The sequence below is a fragment of the Methanoregula sp. genome, from assembly GCF_041645475.1.
Classification (GTDB): Archaea; Halobacteriota; Methanomicrobia; order Methanomicrobiales; family Methanospirillaceae; genus Methanoregula.
The window spans coordinates 150,927-169,703 of sequence record NZ_JBAZQA010000003.1; the positions used below are offsets into that span (position 1 = coordinate 150,927).

At 52.4% G+C, this 18,777-nt stretch carries 19 protein-coding genes and 1 tRNA gene; 8 read left to right on the top strand and 12 right to left on the bottom strand.

Going from position 1 to position 18,777, the window contains the following annotated elements:
- Nucleotides 1–141: 141 nt before the first annotated feature.
- The 4 genes from WC598_RS04075 to WC598_RS04090 form a co-directional block, all read right to left on the bottom strand.
- The gene (locus WC598_RS04075) at nucleotides 142–906 is read right to left on the bottom strand and encodes a hypothetical protein (protein WP_372960192.1); all 765 of its coding nucleotides are present in this window, start codon (nucleotides 904–906) and stop codon (nucleotides 142–144) included.
- Between the two features lie 220 nt (nucleotides 907–1,126).
- Nucleotides 1,127–1,462, bottom strand: a complete 336-nt coding sequence (locus WC598_RS04080; RefSeq protein WP_372960193.1) for a hypothetical protein — start codon at nucleotides 1,460–1,462, stop codon at nucleotides 1,127–1,129.
- Complete coding sequence (locus tag WC598_RS04085; protein WP_372960194.1) at nucleotides 1,463–1,834, bottom strand: MarR family transcriptional regulator; 372 nt, start codon at nucleotides 1,832–1,834, stop codon at nucleotides 1,463–1,465.
- Nucleotides 1,835–2,151: 317 nt separating this feature from the next.
- Entirely contained in the window at nucleotides 2,152–3,558 is a 1,407-nt protein-coding gene (locus tag WC598_RS04090; protein WP_372960195.1) for an ATP-binding protein, read from the bottom strand.
- Between the two features lie 1,045 nt (nucleotides 3,559–4,603).
- Here WC598_RS04090 and WC598_RS04095 point away from each other — a divergent pair.
- From WC598_RS04095 to WC598_RS04120, 6 genes are all read left to right on the top strand, one after another.
- Entirely contained in the window at nucleotides 4,604–4,975 is a 372-nt protein-coding gene (locus WC598_RS04095) for a hypothetical protein (RefSeq protein WP_372960196.1), read from the top strand.
- Nucleotides 4,972–5,883: an ArdC family protein gene (locus tag WC598_RS04100; protein WP_372960197.1), complete on the top strand. Its 912-nt coding sequence runs from the start codon at nucleotides 4,972–4,974 to the stop codon at nucleotides 5,881–5,883. The genes WC598_RS04095 and WC598_RS04100 overlap by 4 nt, the downstream gene beginning before the upstream one ends.
- On the top strand, nucleotides 5,880–6,143 hold the full coding sequence (locus WC598_RS04105; protein ID WP_372960198.1) for a hypothetical protein: 264 nt from the start codon (nucleotides 5,880–5,882) through the stop codon (nucleotides 6,141–6,143). The genes WC598_RS04100 and WC598_RS04105 overlap by 4 nt, the downstream gene beginning before the upstream one ends.
- 607 nt (nucleotides 6,144–6,750) lie before the next feature.
- Nucleotides 6,751–6,888, top strand: a complete 138-nt coding sequence (locus WC598_RS04110; protein WP_372960199.1) for a hypothetical protein — start codon at nucleotides 6,751–6,753, stop codon at nucleotides 6,886–6,888.
- Between the two features lie 589 nt (nucleotides 6,889–7,477).
- A complete protein-coding gene (locus WC598_RS04115) occupies nucleotides 7,478–8,842 on the top strand; it encodes a cache domain-containing protein (protein ID WP_372960200.1) in 1,365 nt (454 codons plus the stop codon).
- 175 nt (nucleotides 8,843–9,017) lie between these two features.
- Entirely contained in the window at nucleotides 9,018–9,242 is a 225-nt protein-coding gene (locus WC598_RS04120; protein WP_372960201.1) for a KTSC domain-containing protein, read from the top strand.
- 38 nt (nucleotides 9,243–9,280) lie between these two features.
- Here the strand turns inward: WC598_RS04120 and WC598_RS04125 are convergent, their stop codons facing one another.
- The gene (locus tag WC598_RS04125; protein ID WP_372960202.1) at nucleotides 9,281–9,763 is read right to left on the bottom strand and encodes a YkgJ family cysteine cluster protein; all 483 of its coding nucleotides are present in this window, start codon (nucleotides 9,761–9,763) and stop codon (nucleotides 9,281–9,283) included.
- 188 nt (nucleotides 9,764–9,951) lie between these two features.
- On the opposite strand from WC598_RS04125, the gene WC598_RS04130 reads away from it, so the two are divergent.
- Entirely contained in the window at nucleotides 9,952–10,203 is a 252-nt protein-coding gene (locus WC598_RS04130; RefSeq protein WP_372960203.1) for a hypothetical protein, read from the top strand.
- A gap of 118 nt (nucleotides 10,204–10,321) precedes the next feature.
- A complete protein-coding gene (locus WC598_RS04135; protein ID WP_372960204.1) occupies nucleotides 10,322–10,489 on the top strand; it encodes a hypothetical protein in 168 nt (55 codons plus the stop codon).
- A 472-nt stretch (nucleotides 10,490–10,961) separates the two neighbouring features.
- Here WC598_RS04135 and WC598_RS04140 read toward each other — a convergent pair whose 3' ends face one another.
- The 7 genes from WC598_RS04140 to WC598_RS04170 form a co-directional block, all read right to left on the bottom strand.
- A complete protein-coding gene (locus WC598_RS04140; protein ID WP_372960205.1) occupies nucleotides 10,962–12,665 on the bottom strand; it encodes a histidine kinase N-terminal 7TM domain-containing protein in 1,704 nt (567 codons plus the stop codon).
- 164 nt (nucleotides 12,666–12,829) lie between these two features.
- Nucleotides 12,830–13,282, bottom strand: coding sequence for a DUF5814 domain-containing protein (locus WC598_RS04145; protein ID WP_372960206.1), 453 nt, complete (start codon nucleotides 13,280–13,282; stop codon nucleotides 12,830–12,832).
- Entirely contained in the window at nucleotides 13,279–13,911 is a 633-nt protein-coding gene (locus WC598_RS04150; protein WP_372960207.1) for a DUF2150 family protein, read from the bottom strand. The genes WC598_RS04145 and WC598_RS04150 overlap by 4 nt, the downstream gene beginning before the upstream one ends.
- Nucleotides 13,912–14,278: 367 nt before the next feature.
- Nucleotides 14,279–15,421, bottom strand: a complete 1,143-nt coding sequence (locus tag WC598_RS04155) for an aryl-sulfate sulfotransferase (RefSeq protein ID WP_372960208.1) — start codon at nucleotides 15,419–15,421, stop codon at nucleotides 14,279–14,281.
- A 160-nt stretch (nucleotides 15,422–15,581) separates the two neighbouring features.
- Nucleotides 15,582–15,666, bottom strand: a tRNA-Leu gene (locus tag WC598_RS04160).
- Between the two features lie 149 nt (nucleotides 15,667–15,815).
- Complete coding sequence (locus WC598_RS04165; protein ID WP_372960209.1) at nucleotides 15,816–17,627, bottom strand: KUP/HAK/KT family potassium transporter; 1,812 nt, start codon at nucleotides 17,625–17,627, stop codon at nucleotides 15,816–15,818.
- A gap of 76 nt (nucleotides 17,628–17,703) precedes the next feature.
- Nucleotides 17,704–18,726, bottom strand: coding sequence for an AI-2E family transporter (locus WC598_RS04170; protein WP_372960210.1), 1,023 nt, complete (start codon nucleotides 18,724–18,726; stop codon nucleotides 17,704–17,706).
- Nucleotides 18,727–18,777: the final 51 nt, after the last annotated feature.

Consider the following 18,777-nt stretch of genomic DNA (forward strand, 5'->3'; position numbering starts at 1 on the left):
AAAACACTGATTTTTTTCTTAAATTCTTCCTTGATGAGTCTCACTCGTTCATCGAAGAATTTTTCAAAGTTATGAATTCCTAAATCAATATCTGGGATGTAATTTTTTTGAAATGTATGTATTGCTAATTTGAAAAGGGGATTATCGTTTTACAATCAGCACCAGTCCAGCAATACCAAGAGCAAATATACTAACTGCAACTTCAGTTGGTGATTCAGGCGTCGGTGTGTTTGTCGGCCATTGTGTGGGGATGACTTTTGTTGTTGATTTTTTAGTAGGAGTGGAAGTATACATTGAAGTGAGCGGGATTGTTGTGGTTTCAGGTGTTGGCTCTGTTGTGGAGATTGTCGTCAGAATTTTAGTTACTTCTGTTGTAGGATTGGGCGTTACAACCGTTTTGGTTGTTGCGATAGTTGTTATTGGTGCAACGGGCATTTCAGTTACAGAACTCATATATGGAATTATGTTACCATAAGTATCGTTTTGGGAAATTTGTAGTAATTTTTGACTTGGATTTGGATCGGAAGGAACTGACCCAGTTAATGTAATACTACAAATTGCGCCTTGTTTAGCAGCTGGCCAATCCAATTGGAATTGACCAACATTCCGATTTTTACCTGTGGATATTTCAGGTTCGGTCGATGCAGGATGATCATCAACATAAGTCATTATACTCCACTGTGGATTTGCAAGATCAGTTGTCATCTTGATTGAATCGCCCGAATACATTTGTCCATTTACCTTAGGGCAGTTGATATCATACTTAACTGTCAGTTGTGTCCCAGATGTTACCGTTCCCGAGGGATTGACTGTAACTGATGAGATGGAACATTCTGCAGAAACCAGAGTTGTTGCGCAAATCAGGAAGAGCATTATTGAAAAGAAAAACAGTCGTAAATGACTCATGGTTGTACCTAATTCATTAACTACATAAAAATTATACGAAATGATTGTGTTAATTGAAGGGAATGAGGTTTTAAATTTAGGATAATCGTTTTTTTTGGGTGTGAGAAACTTTTCAATTTTTGGAGTAACTCTTAATTAAATGATCCGGGAAAAATAAACACATAAATGAGGAAGTTCGGCCCTGATAGTCTTAACCAGATCATCTCCCTTCTTTGCACACTCAATAACCCTTTAAAATAAGCCCTATACGGGCTCCTTTTCCTGTCTCTACCTCCGGCCCACTACCGTAAAAGCCCGGATTATCCTCTTTTTTAGTTCCTGTGGAGAATATCCTTAAATTACGCTCCGTTTGCCAAAATACGGCAGAATCGCACCTCGTATAACCGCCACCAAAGGCCCTTAAACCGTGCCGGGTTTTGCCACCTATTTTACCCCATCCGAGCCCCGAAAAGGCCACCGGAACGCGATTATGAAGGTCGATTTTTCCGACGGAGGTTTCAAAAAATAGGGGAAATATGAGGGAAGGACGGAAAACAGGAATTTCCCGTAATTCCAATCAGATGTAACTTCGCATCTTTCTGATGAGAGCGAGCTGATTGTTAGCCTCAGTCTTTTTCTGCTTCTCAATGCTGGTCATGATCTCCGGGACCGGTACTGCCAGTGCGTAGTTCCAGACCGGGCGGCCTTTTTTATCAGATGGTGTTTTCCAGCTTTTGATCCAACCCTGTTTCTCCAGGTATTTTATCGCTGTGCTGACTTCCGGCTGGCGCAGGTCGGTCCCGCGTTCGAGATCCCGGGATGTTGCTTCCTTGGTATTTGCAAGGAACACCAGCGCCTTTGCGATCGTTCTCTTTGTGCCAATCTCGATGAGGAGGTTGACAAACTCTTCTTCCTTCTCGGTGAATAACTGAATGGTTTTCGTTAACATTGGTCACTCCGTTTCCGAGTTTTGAATCCCAAAGGGATAAGACAAGAGAAGAATCCGCAAGGATTCTTCGAATTGCTTCAATCGCGTTATTATTATAACATTAAATGCATTCTGGTCGAATAGGGAAAAATTGACGGTGATACCAGCTTTGAGTCAACCATCATCCGGGAAATGTCAGAAAGAAATTGCACGCAATTTTCGCGCAATACGCGCAATATACGGGGTGTGAAATTTGAGAAACCCGGATGGTTTTTAAAAGAGGATTTTTAAAAACAGGGAAATTCAATAACCGTCAGAAAATGTCGGGATTGTCGGGATTATGTCGGGCTAATGTCGGGATTGTCGGGATTCTTTTTCACCAGGACATACTCAGTGGCCCTGCCCTTCTTATCCCGTTTCAGGAAAATCCCTTTCGTGCAAAGATCATTCAGGTCCCGGAGAGCAGTCCGATCAATTGCACCGGTAAGTTCCCGATACGCTTTGTTCGTGATTACGCCCTGCTCTCTGACATACCGCACGGCCTGAACCTGCCGGTCGGAAAGTCCCAGTGCGAGGAGTCGCTCATCCGTGTAGAAATTTTTGTCAAAGGTCACGCTGAACCAATCCGGATGTGCAGAAAACTCCGGCTCGGGAATCCCGTGGTTCTGACAGAGGGTAATCATGCGGCTTGTCCCCGTGCCCCACTTCTCCAGCAATTCACCATAATAAAAGACCTGGGCGAGCAGTGTATTCCGTGGCAGTGAACGATGGCCCTCCTGCCGGAGTTCATCGACCGTCATCCCTCCCGTAAGCCCACCGGGGTTCGTAATAATCACATGGTCATCATAGACGCGGATCTGGATCTCGGCGCCGGTCTGGAAATAATCACGGTGGATAAGCGCATTGATCACCGCTTCACGCAGGGCTTTGATCGGGTAATCCCAGATCTCGGTTCGTTGCATTGCAGACAGCGGCTCCGTTTTTTCCGGCTTTTCGCCGAATTCATACCGGACCTGAATATATTGCTGGAAGAGTTGCACTGCTGCATCAACCTGCGCGAAAAGGTTGCCTTTCAGTATTTTATCATCGATGATGGTAATAGCGTCCTTGAACCTGCCCATATGAATCTGGGCAGAGGTGAACGATGCCTGCGGGTTTTTCCCGAACAACAGTATCGCACCACGGGTAATTTTTCCGTCCCGGATTAACTCGAGTTTTTGAAGGAGGTTCTCAACAGATTCATCATCGCGGGCAAAAGGGAGCCGGTTTTTTGCAAGTTCGAGGAAGCGTTTGATTGCTGCGGGATCAATCTGCTCAAGCGTATAGTTGTCAGCGATGCTGTCCCACTGAATACCAAGTTTTGTGATGAAGTACCGCCCGAGCTGCTCAGCCGGGATCTCACGGGTTGTGTTGCCGATTCGCTGAAAGTATCTGCCCCGGCATGTGGCGAGGGTTGTACCGGGCTTTACTTCAATAACAAGGACAGGCTGATCGTTGTGCTGCTGGACAGAGACCGCTGGCTGGACCCGGAGGATCTCCACAATCTGGTTAATGATAACCTGCTGTGCCCGGTCATCACCAGTCCAGCCGATAACAGTACCGTTATCCCTCACCCCGATAAGGAGTGTCCCGCCTTTGGTATTGACGAATGAGGCCAGTGCTTCAAGGCCGTGGTCGTTCCACTGCTCCTTGAATTCCACGTTTTCGCCTTCGCCTTGCCGGATAAGTGCAGTGAGATTGTCCATTGCGCAGGTACTCCCTCTTTTGGAATCCTGTTTTCAAGATACGGGTTGGTGTGTTATTGATTTATGCATAATTACTGGAAAGTATGAAGCCGGTCGCGGAGCGGTGCGAGCACGGCGAAGTCGTGCGAAGCGTGCGACGCGGGCGGCGATCTGCATGTATGTAACTGATATGTACTGGAGCCGATGAAAGGGGGACAAATTGCTGTGATTATCCCGTTTGCTCGTCATAATGATGCAGTAGTTTATGTAACGGGCATGTAACTGTGCGGGAATAATCTCCCGGACCGCCCACCCAGGAGTCCCGCCCACCACGCCGAGGGCGGAAACCATCGGGTCCGGTTGGCACGCAGACGCTCGGTCATGTTCGTCTCCACGGGCTCACGCCCGTTCCGCTCACATCACCTTGCTGTTTTCCGGAGTTTCCTGTTGGTAGGATGACGCCCCTGGCTTGTCGCGTTGCTCCGGCGCCAGCGGCTGCCCCGGCCCGCTCCTCACACCATGCTCCGCATCGTGTTCGTCGCTGTTGATGCGAAAACGCAGACGCTCAGTGACTCGCTCGCACGACGCACAGGGGGCTCGGACTCGCCGCTGATGCGGCTCCTTACCTTCGCGCCCCTGTCGCGGTGCTCGCTCGGGCCGCTGGGCCCCGGACCCGCCGCCCGCTTCGCTCCTCCCGCCCTTGAAAGGGACGGGCAGTCATAGCGATAGGAACGGAGATCGGTTTCAGGGCAGGGGAGGGAGGACAAAGCGACGGTTACCGGACGCATCAGCGGACGGTCGCTCGCTTTGTCGGGCGGGTTCAACCGAAGCGATCGCGTACCAACAGAACACCGAGAGGGCGGGTGATGGTCACACGGCGCGGTTACGGGACGCATCAGCGGCCTGTCGCGCTGTGTGCCTGGGCGGGCCTTGCGTAAAAAATAAAATTAAATTCTACGCAAAATGATTGATTCTCAAATCGGACAACGCACCGCTTTTACTTTCACCCTGCGCACGGCGGAGAGTTATATGTGCTAACGTCGATAGATGTATGGTGAAAAACACCATGATGCCAACAACAAAAAATGATGTAAAGTTCGAGCACATAGGGGCGGCCCGCCTCTATCAGAGCTCGGTCCGTATCGATGTCAAGACAATGCAGGCAGTTATCCCAACCAGCGAGGTCCACAAGCTTGAACAGCACTGGCCCGCTTCGGTCTATGACATATCGGACGTTATGAAAAACGCGGACGCGGCCCCGGTCGGGAAGGCATGGATCACCCGGTCCGGTAAAGCCGTGATGATCTCGATCAATGATGTGCAGTACGTCTCCCCGCTCGCGCAGGTAAAAGGAATGCTCAAGGGCGAGCGGAAATATGCGAACGTCTCGACGATGCAACCCATGACCACAACCCAGCCGGCAGGGGCGACAGCATGAAAGCCGCTGATGTGAAAATACAGATCAACGAGCGGATCATTAAGGCGCTTTCGGAAGGAAAGATCCCCTGGCTGAAACCGTGGACCGAGAACGGCCCGCGAAACCTTTTCAGCGGCAGGGCATACACCGGGCTAAACCGTTTGATTCTCGGACTCAGTCCCTATCCTCTCCCTTTTTGGGCAACCTATCGCCAGTATCTCGCCGCAGGGCTACAGGTACAGAAGGGCGAGCACGGCACCGGGATTATCTACGCGGGCCGGACCGTCAAGACCGAGACGAAGACTGATAAGAACGGCGAGGAGACCGAGAACAGAAAACAGATCCGTTTCCTGAAAGCCTTCGTTGTCTTCAACATCGCACAGACGGACTATAAAGAAAAAGGGTACAAACTGCCGGACCTGAAAGAGAATCCTCACCTGCTCGGATGCGATACCATCATTCAGGACTATACAGGCCGGCACTCAATAAAAATCACGGCAGGAGACCGGGCCGCATTCCTCCCGCAGATGGATATTATCACAGTCCCGGATATCTGCCGGTTCAGATCATCCGAGCACTATTACGCCACGATGTTTCATGAGTGCGTCCACTCCACCGGGCCACGGCTCGACCGGTTCAAGCGGACCGATCCGGTCTGCTTCGGTTCCGACACCTACGGACGCGAGGAACTGGTCGCCGAGATAGGGAGCGCATACCTGGCTGCACTCACCGGCATCGACTCATCAGCTATTGTTCAGAATCAGGCAGCCTATCTCCAGAACTGGGCAACGGCGATCAAGGCTGATGCGGATCTCGTGATGTATGCAGCGGGCAGGGCAGAGAAGGCAGCGGATTTTATGATCGGGGTTCCTGCCCCGGTCCCCACCGGCGCAACTGGAACGGATGCAGCGGAAGAGGTGACGGCATGACCTCGATTTATGATGCTATGCCGATCAAGATCCTCGAAGAACTCGAACGCATCGAAACCCGGATACCCGTCATAGAGCGCCGGGCATTCATGCTGGCGGCTGAAGCGCAGGATCTCCGCTACAAGCACGATGAGATCATCAAGTCGTGGACAGATAAGGCTGCATGGGAGGGGCTCGACAACCTGATCGCTGAACGGCACCGGCTTGATATGATCGCGTGGCACTGCGATCCACTGCCGAGCGGGATCCCCACTCAGTAATGAGGTATCCCATGATCAGCAGGCGCGAACTCTGGGAGTACCGGAAAAAACGATCAACCATTTTTGGGATGTGGAAAAGTTTGATCTGGTGGCTGCACCGGATAAAGAAAAAAATTCTCCTGCACTGGTAAAAACGGTGGCCCGGACAGGGACACCATGATGCCAATCAAAAGGCCCTGCCCGGGTTGGTACAATATCGACGCCTGGCATTATCTTTCTTGGCAAAGGTTGGCCCACCCCGAAGGCTCACGCGACGGGCCCGCTCTTGCGGTCCCGTATCCGGCTCGCCTTCTTCCCGCCCGGACCGCTGACGTGTGCCGGTCCTGTTGAGATGCCCTGATCTTCCTCTTGCCCGCCCGATGCTCACGCGACACGGCGAAGGTCGCCGTGTTCCGGCTCGCATCCTCCCACCCCCAACCGGAAACCTTACCCGTGGTTATCCTAATAACTGCCCGCCCTTTCAAGGGCGGGAGGAGCGAAGCGGGCGGTGGGTCGTGGCCGCAGTGGCCCGAACGAGCACCGCTTCAGGGCGCGAAGGTAACGAGACGCATCAGCGTCGAGTCCGAGCCCCTGATGCGTCGCGCGAGTGAGTCACTGAACGTGCGACGTGAGTACGATCAACAGCGACGAACACGATGCGAAGCATGGTGTGAGGAGCGGGCCGGGCAGCCGCTGGCGCCGGAGCAACGCGACAAGCCAGGGGCGTCATCGTACCAACAGGAAACTCCGGAAAACAGCGAGGTGATGTGAAGCGAGCCGGAGCATCAGCGAGGACGAGTGAACATGACCGAGCGTCTTCATCTCTCTCGATCAGCTGGGGGAGGATCGCCGCCCCGCTCCGCACGCTTCGTGCACCTTCGGCGCACTCGCACGCGCTACGCGGACCGGCTTGCTTTGTCCTGTACAGCTGAGGGGAAGCCCACGCGGCAAGGGGCCAAAGCCCCGTTGAGCGTAAGGTCTCTGAAAAAAATGAGTTGATACTGTGCGCGGTCTACGTTTTTTATCATTTTTTTGCTGAACGGATTTCAGGAAAATATTTATTTATCGTGCGTGACAAATAATTTCAAATCAGTTTTCGTTTCAAAATTCAGCAAAAATCCGCCGTTTGCGAATCGCACTTAAGGTCCAGAATCCCATCCCTCGCATTGCTGTTTTCAGGTTTTTTTTAGGAGAGCACCGGCACTCTTCCGGCATATATTCCGTTCCCCCAAATGCCTGCTGATAAGCGGACTGCTATAAGCCGTCAACCGGTTCCTCCCGCGGGAAGAAAAGCCCGTATGAAGCCCAGAGAAAAAACATCCCGGTTTATTATCAATCATCGACTACCTGAAAACATGAACCGGAAAATTACCATTATCATTCTCATTTTTATTCTTACACTTCTCCTTGTCGCTGCCGGATGCACCCAGCCGGCGTCAACGACAATACCCGCTCCCGTTCCCGCGTCCTCCGGGAAAGCAGGTGCAGTCAATGTGACAACCAACGAGACGCTGGTGGCCTTTGTCAACGAAGCCGTCACGTACGCAAGAACCCATGGCAAAGACGCTGCACTTGCCGAATTTTCTAACCCGAACGGAACCTTCGTCCGGGGCGAGCTCTATATCTATGCCTACAATTTCAACAGCACCACCCTTGCCCACCCGGTCAGCCCGGAAAAGATCGGCGTGAACCGGCTGACCGAACGGGATGCGCTCGGCAACCTCTATGCCCAGGGTTTTATCGATGCCGTGAATAACGGGCCGGGCTATCTCTGGTTCTATTACAAGAACCCGGTGCACAACAACGCAATCGAGAAGAAACTCGGGTATGTTGCAAAAGTCGATGATACCTGGTGGCTTGGCTCCGGCGTTTATTACGGGCCACTCGACCCATCCCTTGCATCTTCAGTCGGAACTCCCTCTACTTCGCAAGAGATAAAGGACTTTGTGGATTCTGCTGCAGCCTATGCAGGGAAGAACGGGAAAGATGCAGCTCTTGCAGCGTTCAATAACAAATCCGGTCCGTTTACCCGGGGCGATCTGTACATCTACGCCCTTGATTATACCGGCAATGCGCTCGCGCTCGCACACCAGCCGCAACTGGTTGGTACCAGTTTCTATAACATCAAAGACTCATCGGGCAGGTATTATACCCGGACCGAGATCCATCTTGCACAGGATGGCGGGGGGTATCTCATGTACCAGTATCCGGACCCGGCCGAGAATTTTACCGTGAGATATAAGATCAGTTACGTGCGTCCCGTTGATGACACGTACTGGATCGGGGCCGGCATCTATACCCGCGAGGACAAGCTCATTGACCAGGAACTCCGGCAGTTTGTCGCGGATGCAAAGACCTATGCAAAAACCCATGGGAAAGAGAAGGCACTCGCTGAATTCAACAACCCGAACGGCTCGTTTATGAGGAATGGCCTCTATATTTTTGCCGACGATTACAACGGAACCGTGCTGGCATGGCCATACCGCCCTGACCAGGTAGGAAAAAACCTGTTCAATGAAACCGACTCCATGGGGACTCACCATATCCAGGCGATCCTCAACAGCGCACGGAACGGCACCGGGATGGTTGAGTATTACACGGAGAACCCGCTGACCAACACCACCCGGCTCAAGATCAGTTACGTGACAGATGTTGACGGGACCTGGGTGCTTGGGGCCGGCAGGTATATGGAGCCGGGCACGGTCAACCTGCGGGGATAATGTCCGGGCCTGCGGGATCACTTCCTGCGGCACCCAGGACAGTGTCCTCGCGGCATCGGCACCAAAAGCCGGGAGAGTCGGGATCATCACGGGTGCGCAATCCCCGCGGAGTATGATTCCTGCGGCACATATCATATAAAAACCATTAACTCCCCGGAGCACTTGTAAGAGATTGGTGATACTCCTGGAAAGACAGCCCGTTAAATCCCGGATTCTGCGATCGGTTGGCTATGATAGCAGCACAAAAATTCTGGAGATCGAATTCCAGACCAAGCTCGTTTACCAGTATCTGGGAGTTCCTCCAAAAACCTTTGCGGATCTCATGCATTCCGATGAGATTGGAAAATATTTCTCCGAGAAGGTCCGACCCAAGTTCCAGGCAAAAATGGTTGCTGCATAAATCAATTTCGCCATAGATACCCTCGCGAGGGTTGCGGTCTACATCAGGACCGTGTAGCCTGCTCCGGCCAGTTCATGGATAACCCGTTCGTCCCATGCAGCATCGGTAAGCCCGGAGAGGGTGTTTATCCGCTCCTCAAAGAGCCGGGTCAGCCGCTCATCCTCCGATGCAAGGAAGCTCTGGCACATGATCCGCCCGGCCCGTTTTCCTTCTTTGTCAAGGATCAGCATGCGCCAGCAGCCATAGTCCCGGCAGATCTCCGGCCGGGTCAGGTGAACAGTACAGTACCCTTTTTCCTCATTCCGGTTGTACCGGAAGAACGGGCAGGCCTCAGGGCGATCAGCAAAGATGCTCCGGTCACAAAACAACAGAATCTTGTCCGGGTCAACGGAAACCGTTGTTTTCTCACCGGTATACTCGTTGTTGACAAGATACCGGTAGTCCCCGTACTCCTCCCGTATGGTATGGACAAGACCGAGATGGCTGCAACATTCCCCGCACTGGCTGCATTCAAAGGGCATCTGGAATCAACCTGAAGGTATACCGGTTATTATCGTGCAGGTTCTTAACGGCACCGGAACGTCATCGTTCCGGGGATCAACGGGATGACAAACGAAGTGCCGGGCGGACACCCGATGCAGCCCGCATTGCCGGTTCTGTACCACCTTTCCCGCAAGCATTATTATTTGAAAACCCGCAGTTCTCCCGTATGGCACCGGCAAAAAAGCGCAGGGAAAAACACTGCAAGCCACTGGCCGGTGAGCTGCCAGAACTACTCGAAACGGCGATTGCAGAGAACAGGGATTTCATCCTGACCACAGAGACGGATCCTGATACCGGCAGGAGGATGCTTCACGTCATGAGCGGGAAATTTGTTTCACCCTGCATGCTCCGGAAACTGATCGGGCAGGCCGAGTCGCAGCGCGATGAGGGGGGCACGCTTATCAGCAGGGAATGGTAACCGTGAAAAACCATGGCGGAAATTTCTTATCCCGAACTCCCTGCCACAATGTGAGGTTTTCTCACTTTCACCCTTCGCCAGCGCTTTCTTAATACGCCTCGTTGTCAGTTGTCTTATCATGGAATGCCTTTACACAAGCTGCCGTATCACCTGCCATCGCTGCGGGCACACGTGGACATATATGGGAAACCGACTCTTCTCACTCCAGCGATCCAGACGGCCGGTCAAAGTCGGCTGCCCCCGGTGCTATGCTAAGGTGGTGCTGGATGCCCGGGAGGCCCGGTAAGGTGCAGGGTATAGGAAAACCATACTGTCCCTGACCATTTACCAGGGAATGCCCTTGCCCGCAATGCGGGCAGGGTGCAACCGGAGCCCAAAGGAACGTCTGAAGTATTGAAATGGTTCCTCCGGGACATTTTTCCTGCAGGTAGCCGTGTGAGTGGGGGATGCATCACCATAAGCAACACAGATTTTTCGATTGCAATCGATCTCCGGCAAAAAAATTTCAACCACCCCCCAACCCCCTGCCTGAATTTTTTCAATCAGCCTTTGATTGATCGGCCGGATGGCTCACGCCGGAAAAAATGATTTGCTGTTGGATAATTATCCTACAAACGGATAATTATCCGATTGTAGGCAGGTTAACTGACACCCTGTGATCGCGATCAAAAAAAAATTCAGCAGATCCTGATTTGAAATACCTGCCGGGTGGTGCACATGTTTCCAGAATCCCCGGAATGAAAAAACCGGATACGAAATCACGGTTTAATCCTGAACTGCCCGGCGGGGATCTGAATCTCGAACCGGACCCCTTTCCCCGGCACACCGCATTCCCGGATCGTCATACCGGTTATCCCCAGGATCTCCCAGACCAGGAACAACCCAAGGCCGTTCTCCGTGCCAAACCCGCGCTGGAATATTCTCTCTTTATTGGAAGTCGGAATACCGGTCCCGTTGTCCTCATACGTGACCATGAGACCTTCGGCGGTTCTCTCAGACCGGATCCGGATCGCAGTGACATGACCCCCGTGCCGAATAGAATTGTCCACGAAATTAAACGAGACCCGTTCGAGCAGGGGATCACCAAACACTTCGATCTCTTCTTTAAGGATATCCAGTGCAATACCATGGTCTGCCATCCGTGAACGGAGATCATAAAAATTGCGGGTCAGATTGATCCACTGCGGTGGAGAGACACCCAGGCTCTCGTAATCCCGGGCAAACTCGATCTGGTGCCGGATAATAGTCACAGCACGTTCCTGTTTTTCCAGCCATGCACGGATCGCCGGTTCGTTCTGTTCATCCTGGGCAACCTCGATATTCAGGAGCAGGGCCGTTACCTGGTTCAGGATATCGTGCCGGGTGACGTTCGAGAGCAGCGCAAGTTTCTTTCTCGCAGCGGAAAGTGCCAGCTCCGTCTGTTTCTGGCCCGTAATGTCGCGGACCATGATAACGCAGCCCTTTGTCCCGCTGCCCCGGGAACGCAGGGGAAGATAGCGGATCTCGAAATGCCGCTTTTCACCTGCAATGGTCCGGATAATCTCATGAATCTGTTCCGCCGCGGTTAAGGATCCATCCGCTCCGGAAAATCCCCGCGGAAGATCAGGCAGGATACCGGTAATGGGAACACCGATTGCTTTTTTGTGCGATGTGCCAAGGAAGCGCTCGGCCGGCGAATTGAGAATGATTACCCGGTTCATGATATCGATGACAATAACCCCGTCGCTGATATTATCCAGGATCTGTTCGTTTGCAATGGGTGTTATGTCGAAGAGCTGGAACCGGATCATGCCAAAAAGGACAATAAAGCCGGATAGCATCAGGGCAAAGGGGGTGGGATCGATAAGGCCCAGGTGACCCACCCTGAGGACAAGTGCGAGATTGAAAAGAAGAGGGATTAAGGTTGCGACAAGGATGGTGACGATCTGCCTGCGGTATACCGAAGGAGAGATCATGAACCTCTGGAGGATCAGGAGGATCGTGAGGTAGATGAGAGCATAGGAGTAGAGGGCATGAACCCAGAAGGCCGGCCCGTAGGCGATAACGTGGAACGCGAGACCGTCCACCATTGTTTCCGTAACCGTTGAATAGAAGAGATGATGAAACGGATTTGTTGCCACCATCAGGACGGTAAACGTAGGAACGATACAGAGCAGCGCAGCGGTTTTTAAGGTAACCCATTCATCATTCCCGGTATACTCAAAGGCAAACAGCAGCCAGGCTACCGGAATAATTGCCATGGCCGGATACTCGATCAGGATTGCCAGCATCTGGGTCTGCAGGTCGGCACTCGATAGTTCGAGCGCGGTGCAGAACGCCCAGAGACTTCCCGCAAACATCAGGAGCGAAAAAGAACGGGCGCAGACACAGGACCGGTTGCGCACTCCCGTGATCCCAAGGATTGCAAGGATCAGCCCGCAGGCAATGAAGGGAATAACATAGGGAGAATATTGCCAGATCATGATTTCAGAGCCGATTTTACCGGAAAACCCGTTGCATGACAGGCGCCAGGTACTGGTAAAAGTATGTGTGTGATCGTTAGGATATACACATTGTTATACCCGGTTTACTTTGGCTCATTGTTATCCCCCCCTGCAACACTCTTCGGATATGGGGAGAGCCGGTTTCACCGTTCGATTAGGTGAATATGGTCGTCCGTCTTTTTTGCCAGGTCTTCTTTTCCCTGGAGCCGGGCCACATCGGATATGGCTTCGAGCACATGCACGGACTCTTCAAGGAACGAGAGCAGGTCGGTCGGGAAGACCTCGATCCCGTATTCATCCAGCAGGAAAACGGCAATCTGGCGATGGTCCAGGCCATTCTCCCGGAGTTCTATTACTTTCCTTGCAAACTTCTTCTCCGGGCACCCGCATAGCGGGGCTTCCCGGCAGTCACAGCGGAGGAACTCGTTGAAAAAAGCAAGGATCTGTTCCCTCACACCATAGTCAAGGGCGTCGTAATTTATGTGCGAGCTGAGGGTTTCGAGCATGGTTCCCGAGAACGCAAGCTCCGACAGGCGATAACCGGCGAGTCTCTCCAGTTTTTTTGCATTGCGGAACCGCGCCCGGTCAGCGATCAATCGTCTTCTCCGGTGGACTCATCGAAGTTCTTGAGCGAGGTCATGGCCTCGTTCATGCGCTCGCACTCGATAAGCCATTCGTCAAAGAGTGTCGGGTTCTCCAGGTCTTCCTTGACATACTTGCCACAGCAGGCTGCCCCTTCAATCACGCTTGCCCCGATATTTGCAGCGGATTCAAGCGCAAGTTCCATGTCTTTTTCTATCTGGGCGCGGCCGGTCTTGACAAGAGTCTTGATATCCTTGTCAAATTCCCCGGCAAGGTATTTCCGGCACCCGGCAAAGAGCGCGAGTTTTGGGAGCTGGAGGATCTCGACCAGCTCTTCTAAGTCTCCCTTCGGGGGTGCGGACATGACGATCGCTTCTATCTGGGAGAGCTTGTCCAGGGTCTCATCCTTGGAGAACCGGTTGTTCTGGTAGAGCTTGATTATCTTGAGGACCGAGAGGGTGATATCGACCGAGAATCCGTCAAGGATCCGGAAGCCTTCCGGCAGCTCTTCGCTTTTTGGGTCAACCTCGAAGCTCGCTTCCCCGAGGGTCTTGAGCCAGTTATCCCATCGCTCCTGGTTGTAAAAGATGTAGAATAACTTGAGCGGTTCTTCTTCGGTTTTCTTGCTCGCCTTTTTCGCCATTTCAGTACACTATTCTTTCTCCTGATTAAAGTATTTCGTTGCCGGCCGGGTTCAAGGGTTCAATACCCGGTTCCGGGAGAACTGCCTTAGGCCGGATACGGAAGTTCTCTTCCGGGTCATTGTATCCATGAAAAAAACACCGGTTACCGATATGATCTGGCGGGCACCTTTCATCAAAATACGCTGCACATCGCTCATTTCAGTCCGCAGTAAAAACGCGCTGTAAAAAAACAAAATACCGAAAATGTCCCCTCCTCACGGCATACCCGTTCCGGTTATCCTCATGCCCCCTTTGGTTTCAGGGGCACTGAACTCCAGGTTTCCTCTCGTGTTTTTGTATCCCGCATTCTCTCCGGGCAAGAGTGGATTATACAGAAATTCTCTCTGCCTTGTAAAAGCCCCTGCTTGCATAGGACATCCGGTCGGTAAACGGATTTGAGACGATTCGGAACTGCCAGACCACCTGTTTGTCTTTTGTCACTTCAACGATCCGGTCTGCCTCGGTTATGAGAATGTTCCCGTTTGGGAGCAGGTTTGCATCCCGGACCGGTATGGAAGTTTCTATTCTTACCGGGAACCTCCACAGGATTGCCGAGGTAGCCGGGTCGAGCTCCAGCACCTCATGCGGTTTTCCATGGTTGATGAGCAAAAGTGTGCCGTTTACAAGAACCAGGGGATCGTGCTGTGCCTCGAGAAGACCTTTACCAATTGTCCGCACGAGTTTGCCGGAAGGATCGACTTCCACGATGACATTGAAATTCCTCAGGCTGACGAGCGTATTTCCTGAATCCAGCCGGGTTACCGCATTGGTATGCGACCATCCCTCATCCTGGATCTGCGAATATTCAGGGCCGGTGAACAGATCCTTTGCGTGCCAGGACCAGACAATTTTTCCGGCGGAATCGATCTCTTTTACCTGCGCATCGGCTGCAGTGTCCATGGCCCCGAAAGCGACAAGGGTATTGCCATTTGCGAGACGGTCCGCATCGTGGGACACCTTTGAGTCCAGGTATTTCCAGACAACCTGTTTATCCCGGTTGATCTCGTACACCCCGTTCCTTGGAAGAAGCATCAGGATATTGCCACCGGGCAGCACCTCAACATCCCATCCCGGGTTCGTGTAGGATATCAGTTCTGGGGGGAGGGGATATTCCCATACAATCTCCCCGAGCCGGTTCACTTCGATGACCCGGGGTCGGGCCGCATTATGGTTGTCCGGGAAGATCGTTGTTCCCGGAGCGATCTTTTCCGGAACCGCGATATCGACAACAAAATCCGGATCCATTGTTCCGCGGGGCCTAACTTCGGTAACGGTTACTGTTGGGGTACTTGGTGCAGCGGTTTGCGGAGAGGTCGCCTGGATGGCAATATCCGCAGGTGCCGGACTTGCCGTGCTGGCCGGCAGTGGAACTCCCGGTGTTTTTGTTTCCGGGCCGGACTGGGTGCAGCCGGCAGCGAGCAGTACCAGGATGAACAGGATGAACAGCAGAAGAACAGCGGGACCTTTCATACTAGTGGAATAATAATAGACTATCATTAACCTGTTGGTCCCGGTCCGGAAAACGAGAACCGGCAATACGTAATTGAGCAACCGGGTAAGTCATAGAAAAGGTTCTGGAATGACTGCTTAAAAAAAAGAATACGGAACGCTTCGAACGTTTGTGTCCAGATGCGTGGAGCAGGATTCGAACCTGCGAACGCCTTCGCGACGGGACCCTAAATCCCGCTCCTTTGGCCGGTCTCGGATATCCACGCACTTTTTAAAAACTTTGAATAATGAACAGGATGACGACACCGGAAATTGTTCCGGAACGCTTCGTTTTTCTGCCCGGTATATTTGTCCGGCAGCGATAAGAGCATATCGCCGGATCCATTCTTAAAAAAAAGAAGACCGGGTGCTTACGCTACATATCCACCCGGGATACGACCCCGTGGATCTTATCGGAGGGAAGTTTGTAGAACTGGACCACCGATGGAGACAGGCGTTTGATTGCGGCAAAGACCCGCCATATAGCGTGGGTGGTGATGATATCCTCCATGCCGTAAAAGATCGTTTTCTCATCAATCTCTGCTTCTTTTAAGATTGAGCCGATATCGACAATCTCCATATACCCGAGATAGATCTCAAAGATCGAAAGGCCCGGGGTGATCTCCCGGGTGACACCCCACGTCACGCCAAACGGTTGCTCGGTCCTGACGATCGAAATCACGATATTATCGTCATAGACGATATTGTTGGTGAACATAATCCTTGAAACGTACTTGGGAAGTTTCCTGAAGTCGCGGGCAAAGAAGAGCGCGGTTCCCGAGATACGGTTGACCGAACGGTACACTTTGTTGAATTCCGGGATGAACTCCTCAAGGGGTATCGGCGTCAGTGCGGCGGCGAGTTTCTTCTGGCCGCTGACGTATATCATGATGATGGCAAATGGGATGAGGGCTATCAAAAGCGACCAGTATCCCCCGGAGGGTATCTTGTGGAAGTTGGCGATGAGGAACGCCATCGCCACAATGAGGACACCGGATGCGATCACGGTCTTGACAATCTTGCCCCGGAGGACATAGATCCACAGGATCATGACTGCCGTGATTGCCATGGTACCGCTGACTGCAAGTCCGTATGCATGAGTAAGGTTATTGGAGGTATGGAAGATCGCAATGACCATCAGGACTGCAAAGAGGAGGAGCCAGTTGACAACATCAATGTAGATCTGGGATCGCAGGTGGGGAGATGTATATTCAACCCGCAACAGCGGCATGATACGGGTGGTAAGTCCCTGGTACACGATCGAGAAGATCCCGGAAATCATGGCCTGCGAAGCTATGATCGATGCGGCGATGCTGAGAACCAGGAACGGAATATACAGGAATGCAAACTGGGAATAGATCATCTCGAAGAGAATATTGTGGGCATCAGGATGGGTCATCAGGAAGGCACCCTGTCCCAGATAATTGATTGCAAGGGCCCCGAATACCAGGTACCACGCCCGGATAATCGGCTCCCGGCCGAGATGTCCCATATCTGCATACAGGGCCTCGCCACCGGTTGCACAGAGAATGACGGATGAGAGGATCAGAAACCCTTCCAGCCCGTGACTCAGGAGATAATTTATCCCGACCATGGGATTGAGGGCTAGCAGTACCTGGGGTGCAGCGCACAGGGCAATGACTCCCCCAATAGCAAGGGCAGAGAACCAGATCACCATGACCGGGCCAAATGCCCACGCAACGCGTTCCGAGCCTCTCTTCTGGAATGCAAAAAGACTGATTGCAATGATCGCTGCAATCAGCATCAGGATCATCTGGGGTGTATTCTCAAGGCCCGGTACAAGGAGGATACCTTCTACCGCTGAAAGAATACTGATGGCAGGAGTGATGACGCCATCGCCAATAAACAGGGAGATACCGATAATGGCAAGCAGGGATACGAACGCCACCCGGTTGCCGGATTTGAGAAGCGGGAGCAGGATCTCCTTGAGCACGATCGTGCCGCCTTCACCTTTCTTACCAAGGTGCATGGCAAGATAGGTATATTCAATCGAGACCAGGATCGTGAGCGTCCAGATGATGAGCGAGAGAATCCCCATTACGTTCTGGGGCGTGGGGGGAATCAGGAGGAAGATGGCGGTGAAGGTGTAAATCGGGCTGGTCCCGATATCGCCGAATACGAGACCCATCGACTTGACGATTCCGGGCATGGCAAAATAATTTTTCATTCGTTCATTACCTGTCGTCAGAAATAAGGTATAATCCTTTCTCTTTCACTGCCAGTACAGGGGGGATCTGGAGATCTTATATATCAGACCCGGCGTCTCTCTCTTTTTTCTCTTCCGTATAGATACGATAGCTGGTTATGATGAGGACGATTATCAGCGGACCGAGCACAAAGCCGGCCAGTCCCATGGTCATAAGGCCGCCAACGATCCCGATGAACATGATGAGGAAATTGATCTTCACCCGCCTGCCCACGAGTGCCGGGCGGATATAGACCTCCGGCACCAGCGATACGACAAGGTATCCCAGGAAAAAGAGGATCAAAACGCCCCGGGTATCTCCCAGTGCAAGGGCATAGGCCCCGATAATGATGAATGCCACCGAAGATCCGAGAATGGGGATCAACTCGCAGAAGGCGGCAAAAAATGAATAAAAGAGGATATTGCCATAACCGAGCAGCCAGAACACGGGAATGGCGATAAAGAATGTCAGAAGCGCAATTGCAATCTGGACCACATAGATCGTGTACAGGGTATCGGTGGTAACCCCCGATAAGCGATCCACGTATTTCTGGACGGGCTCGGGCACATGGCTGAAGAGCCGTTCCCGGATCTCCTCGCCGCGGATGAAGAGGACAAAGAGCGTGAAGAAGAAGACGAACATCTTGAAAAGGATGGTCGGCAGGTATGTGACGAGCGTTGCCTTGTAATCGATGAAGAGGGCAAACGCCTCATCGAGCAGGATGGCAAGGTTTCCCTTGTTGATGGGAACCCCGTAGGCCATGGGATTTGTTGCAGGGTTGTTGAGCCATACCCCGATAGTTCCGAACATTTCCGAAAGGCTGCTGGCGTTTGCAGAGAAGATGGCGAGCGTGACAAGAATCGCTGCGCAGGTGCCGGCAAGAACCAGAAGGGTGAGGGCAGCAGCTGCAAAGACCGGTTGGATGCGGGCGGCTATCCGTTTATATATGGAAAAGAGGACAATTGCAAGGGATGCCCCGAGCAGGACCATATCCATGACCGACCAGAAGATGATTATTGCCCCAAGGCTGAGCAGGACCAGGAGGATGAACGGGTAATACTCCGGGCGGACTGGGGTCATAGCGCACTACCTAGTGGGAGGTAGTGTGTCTTAATTAATCCTGCGACTTTG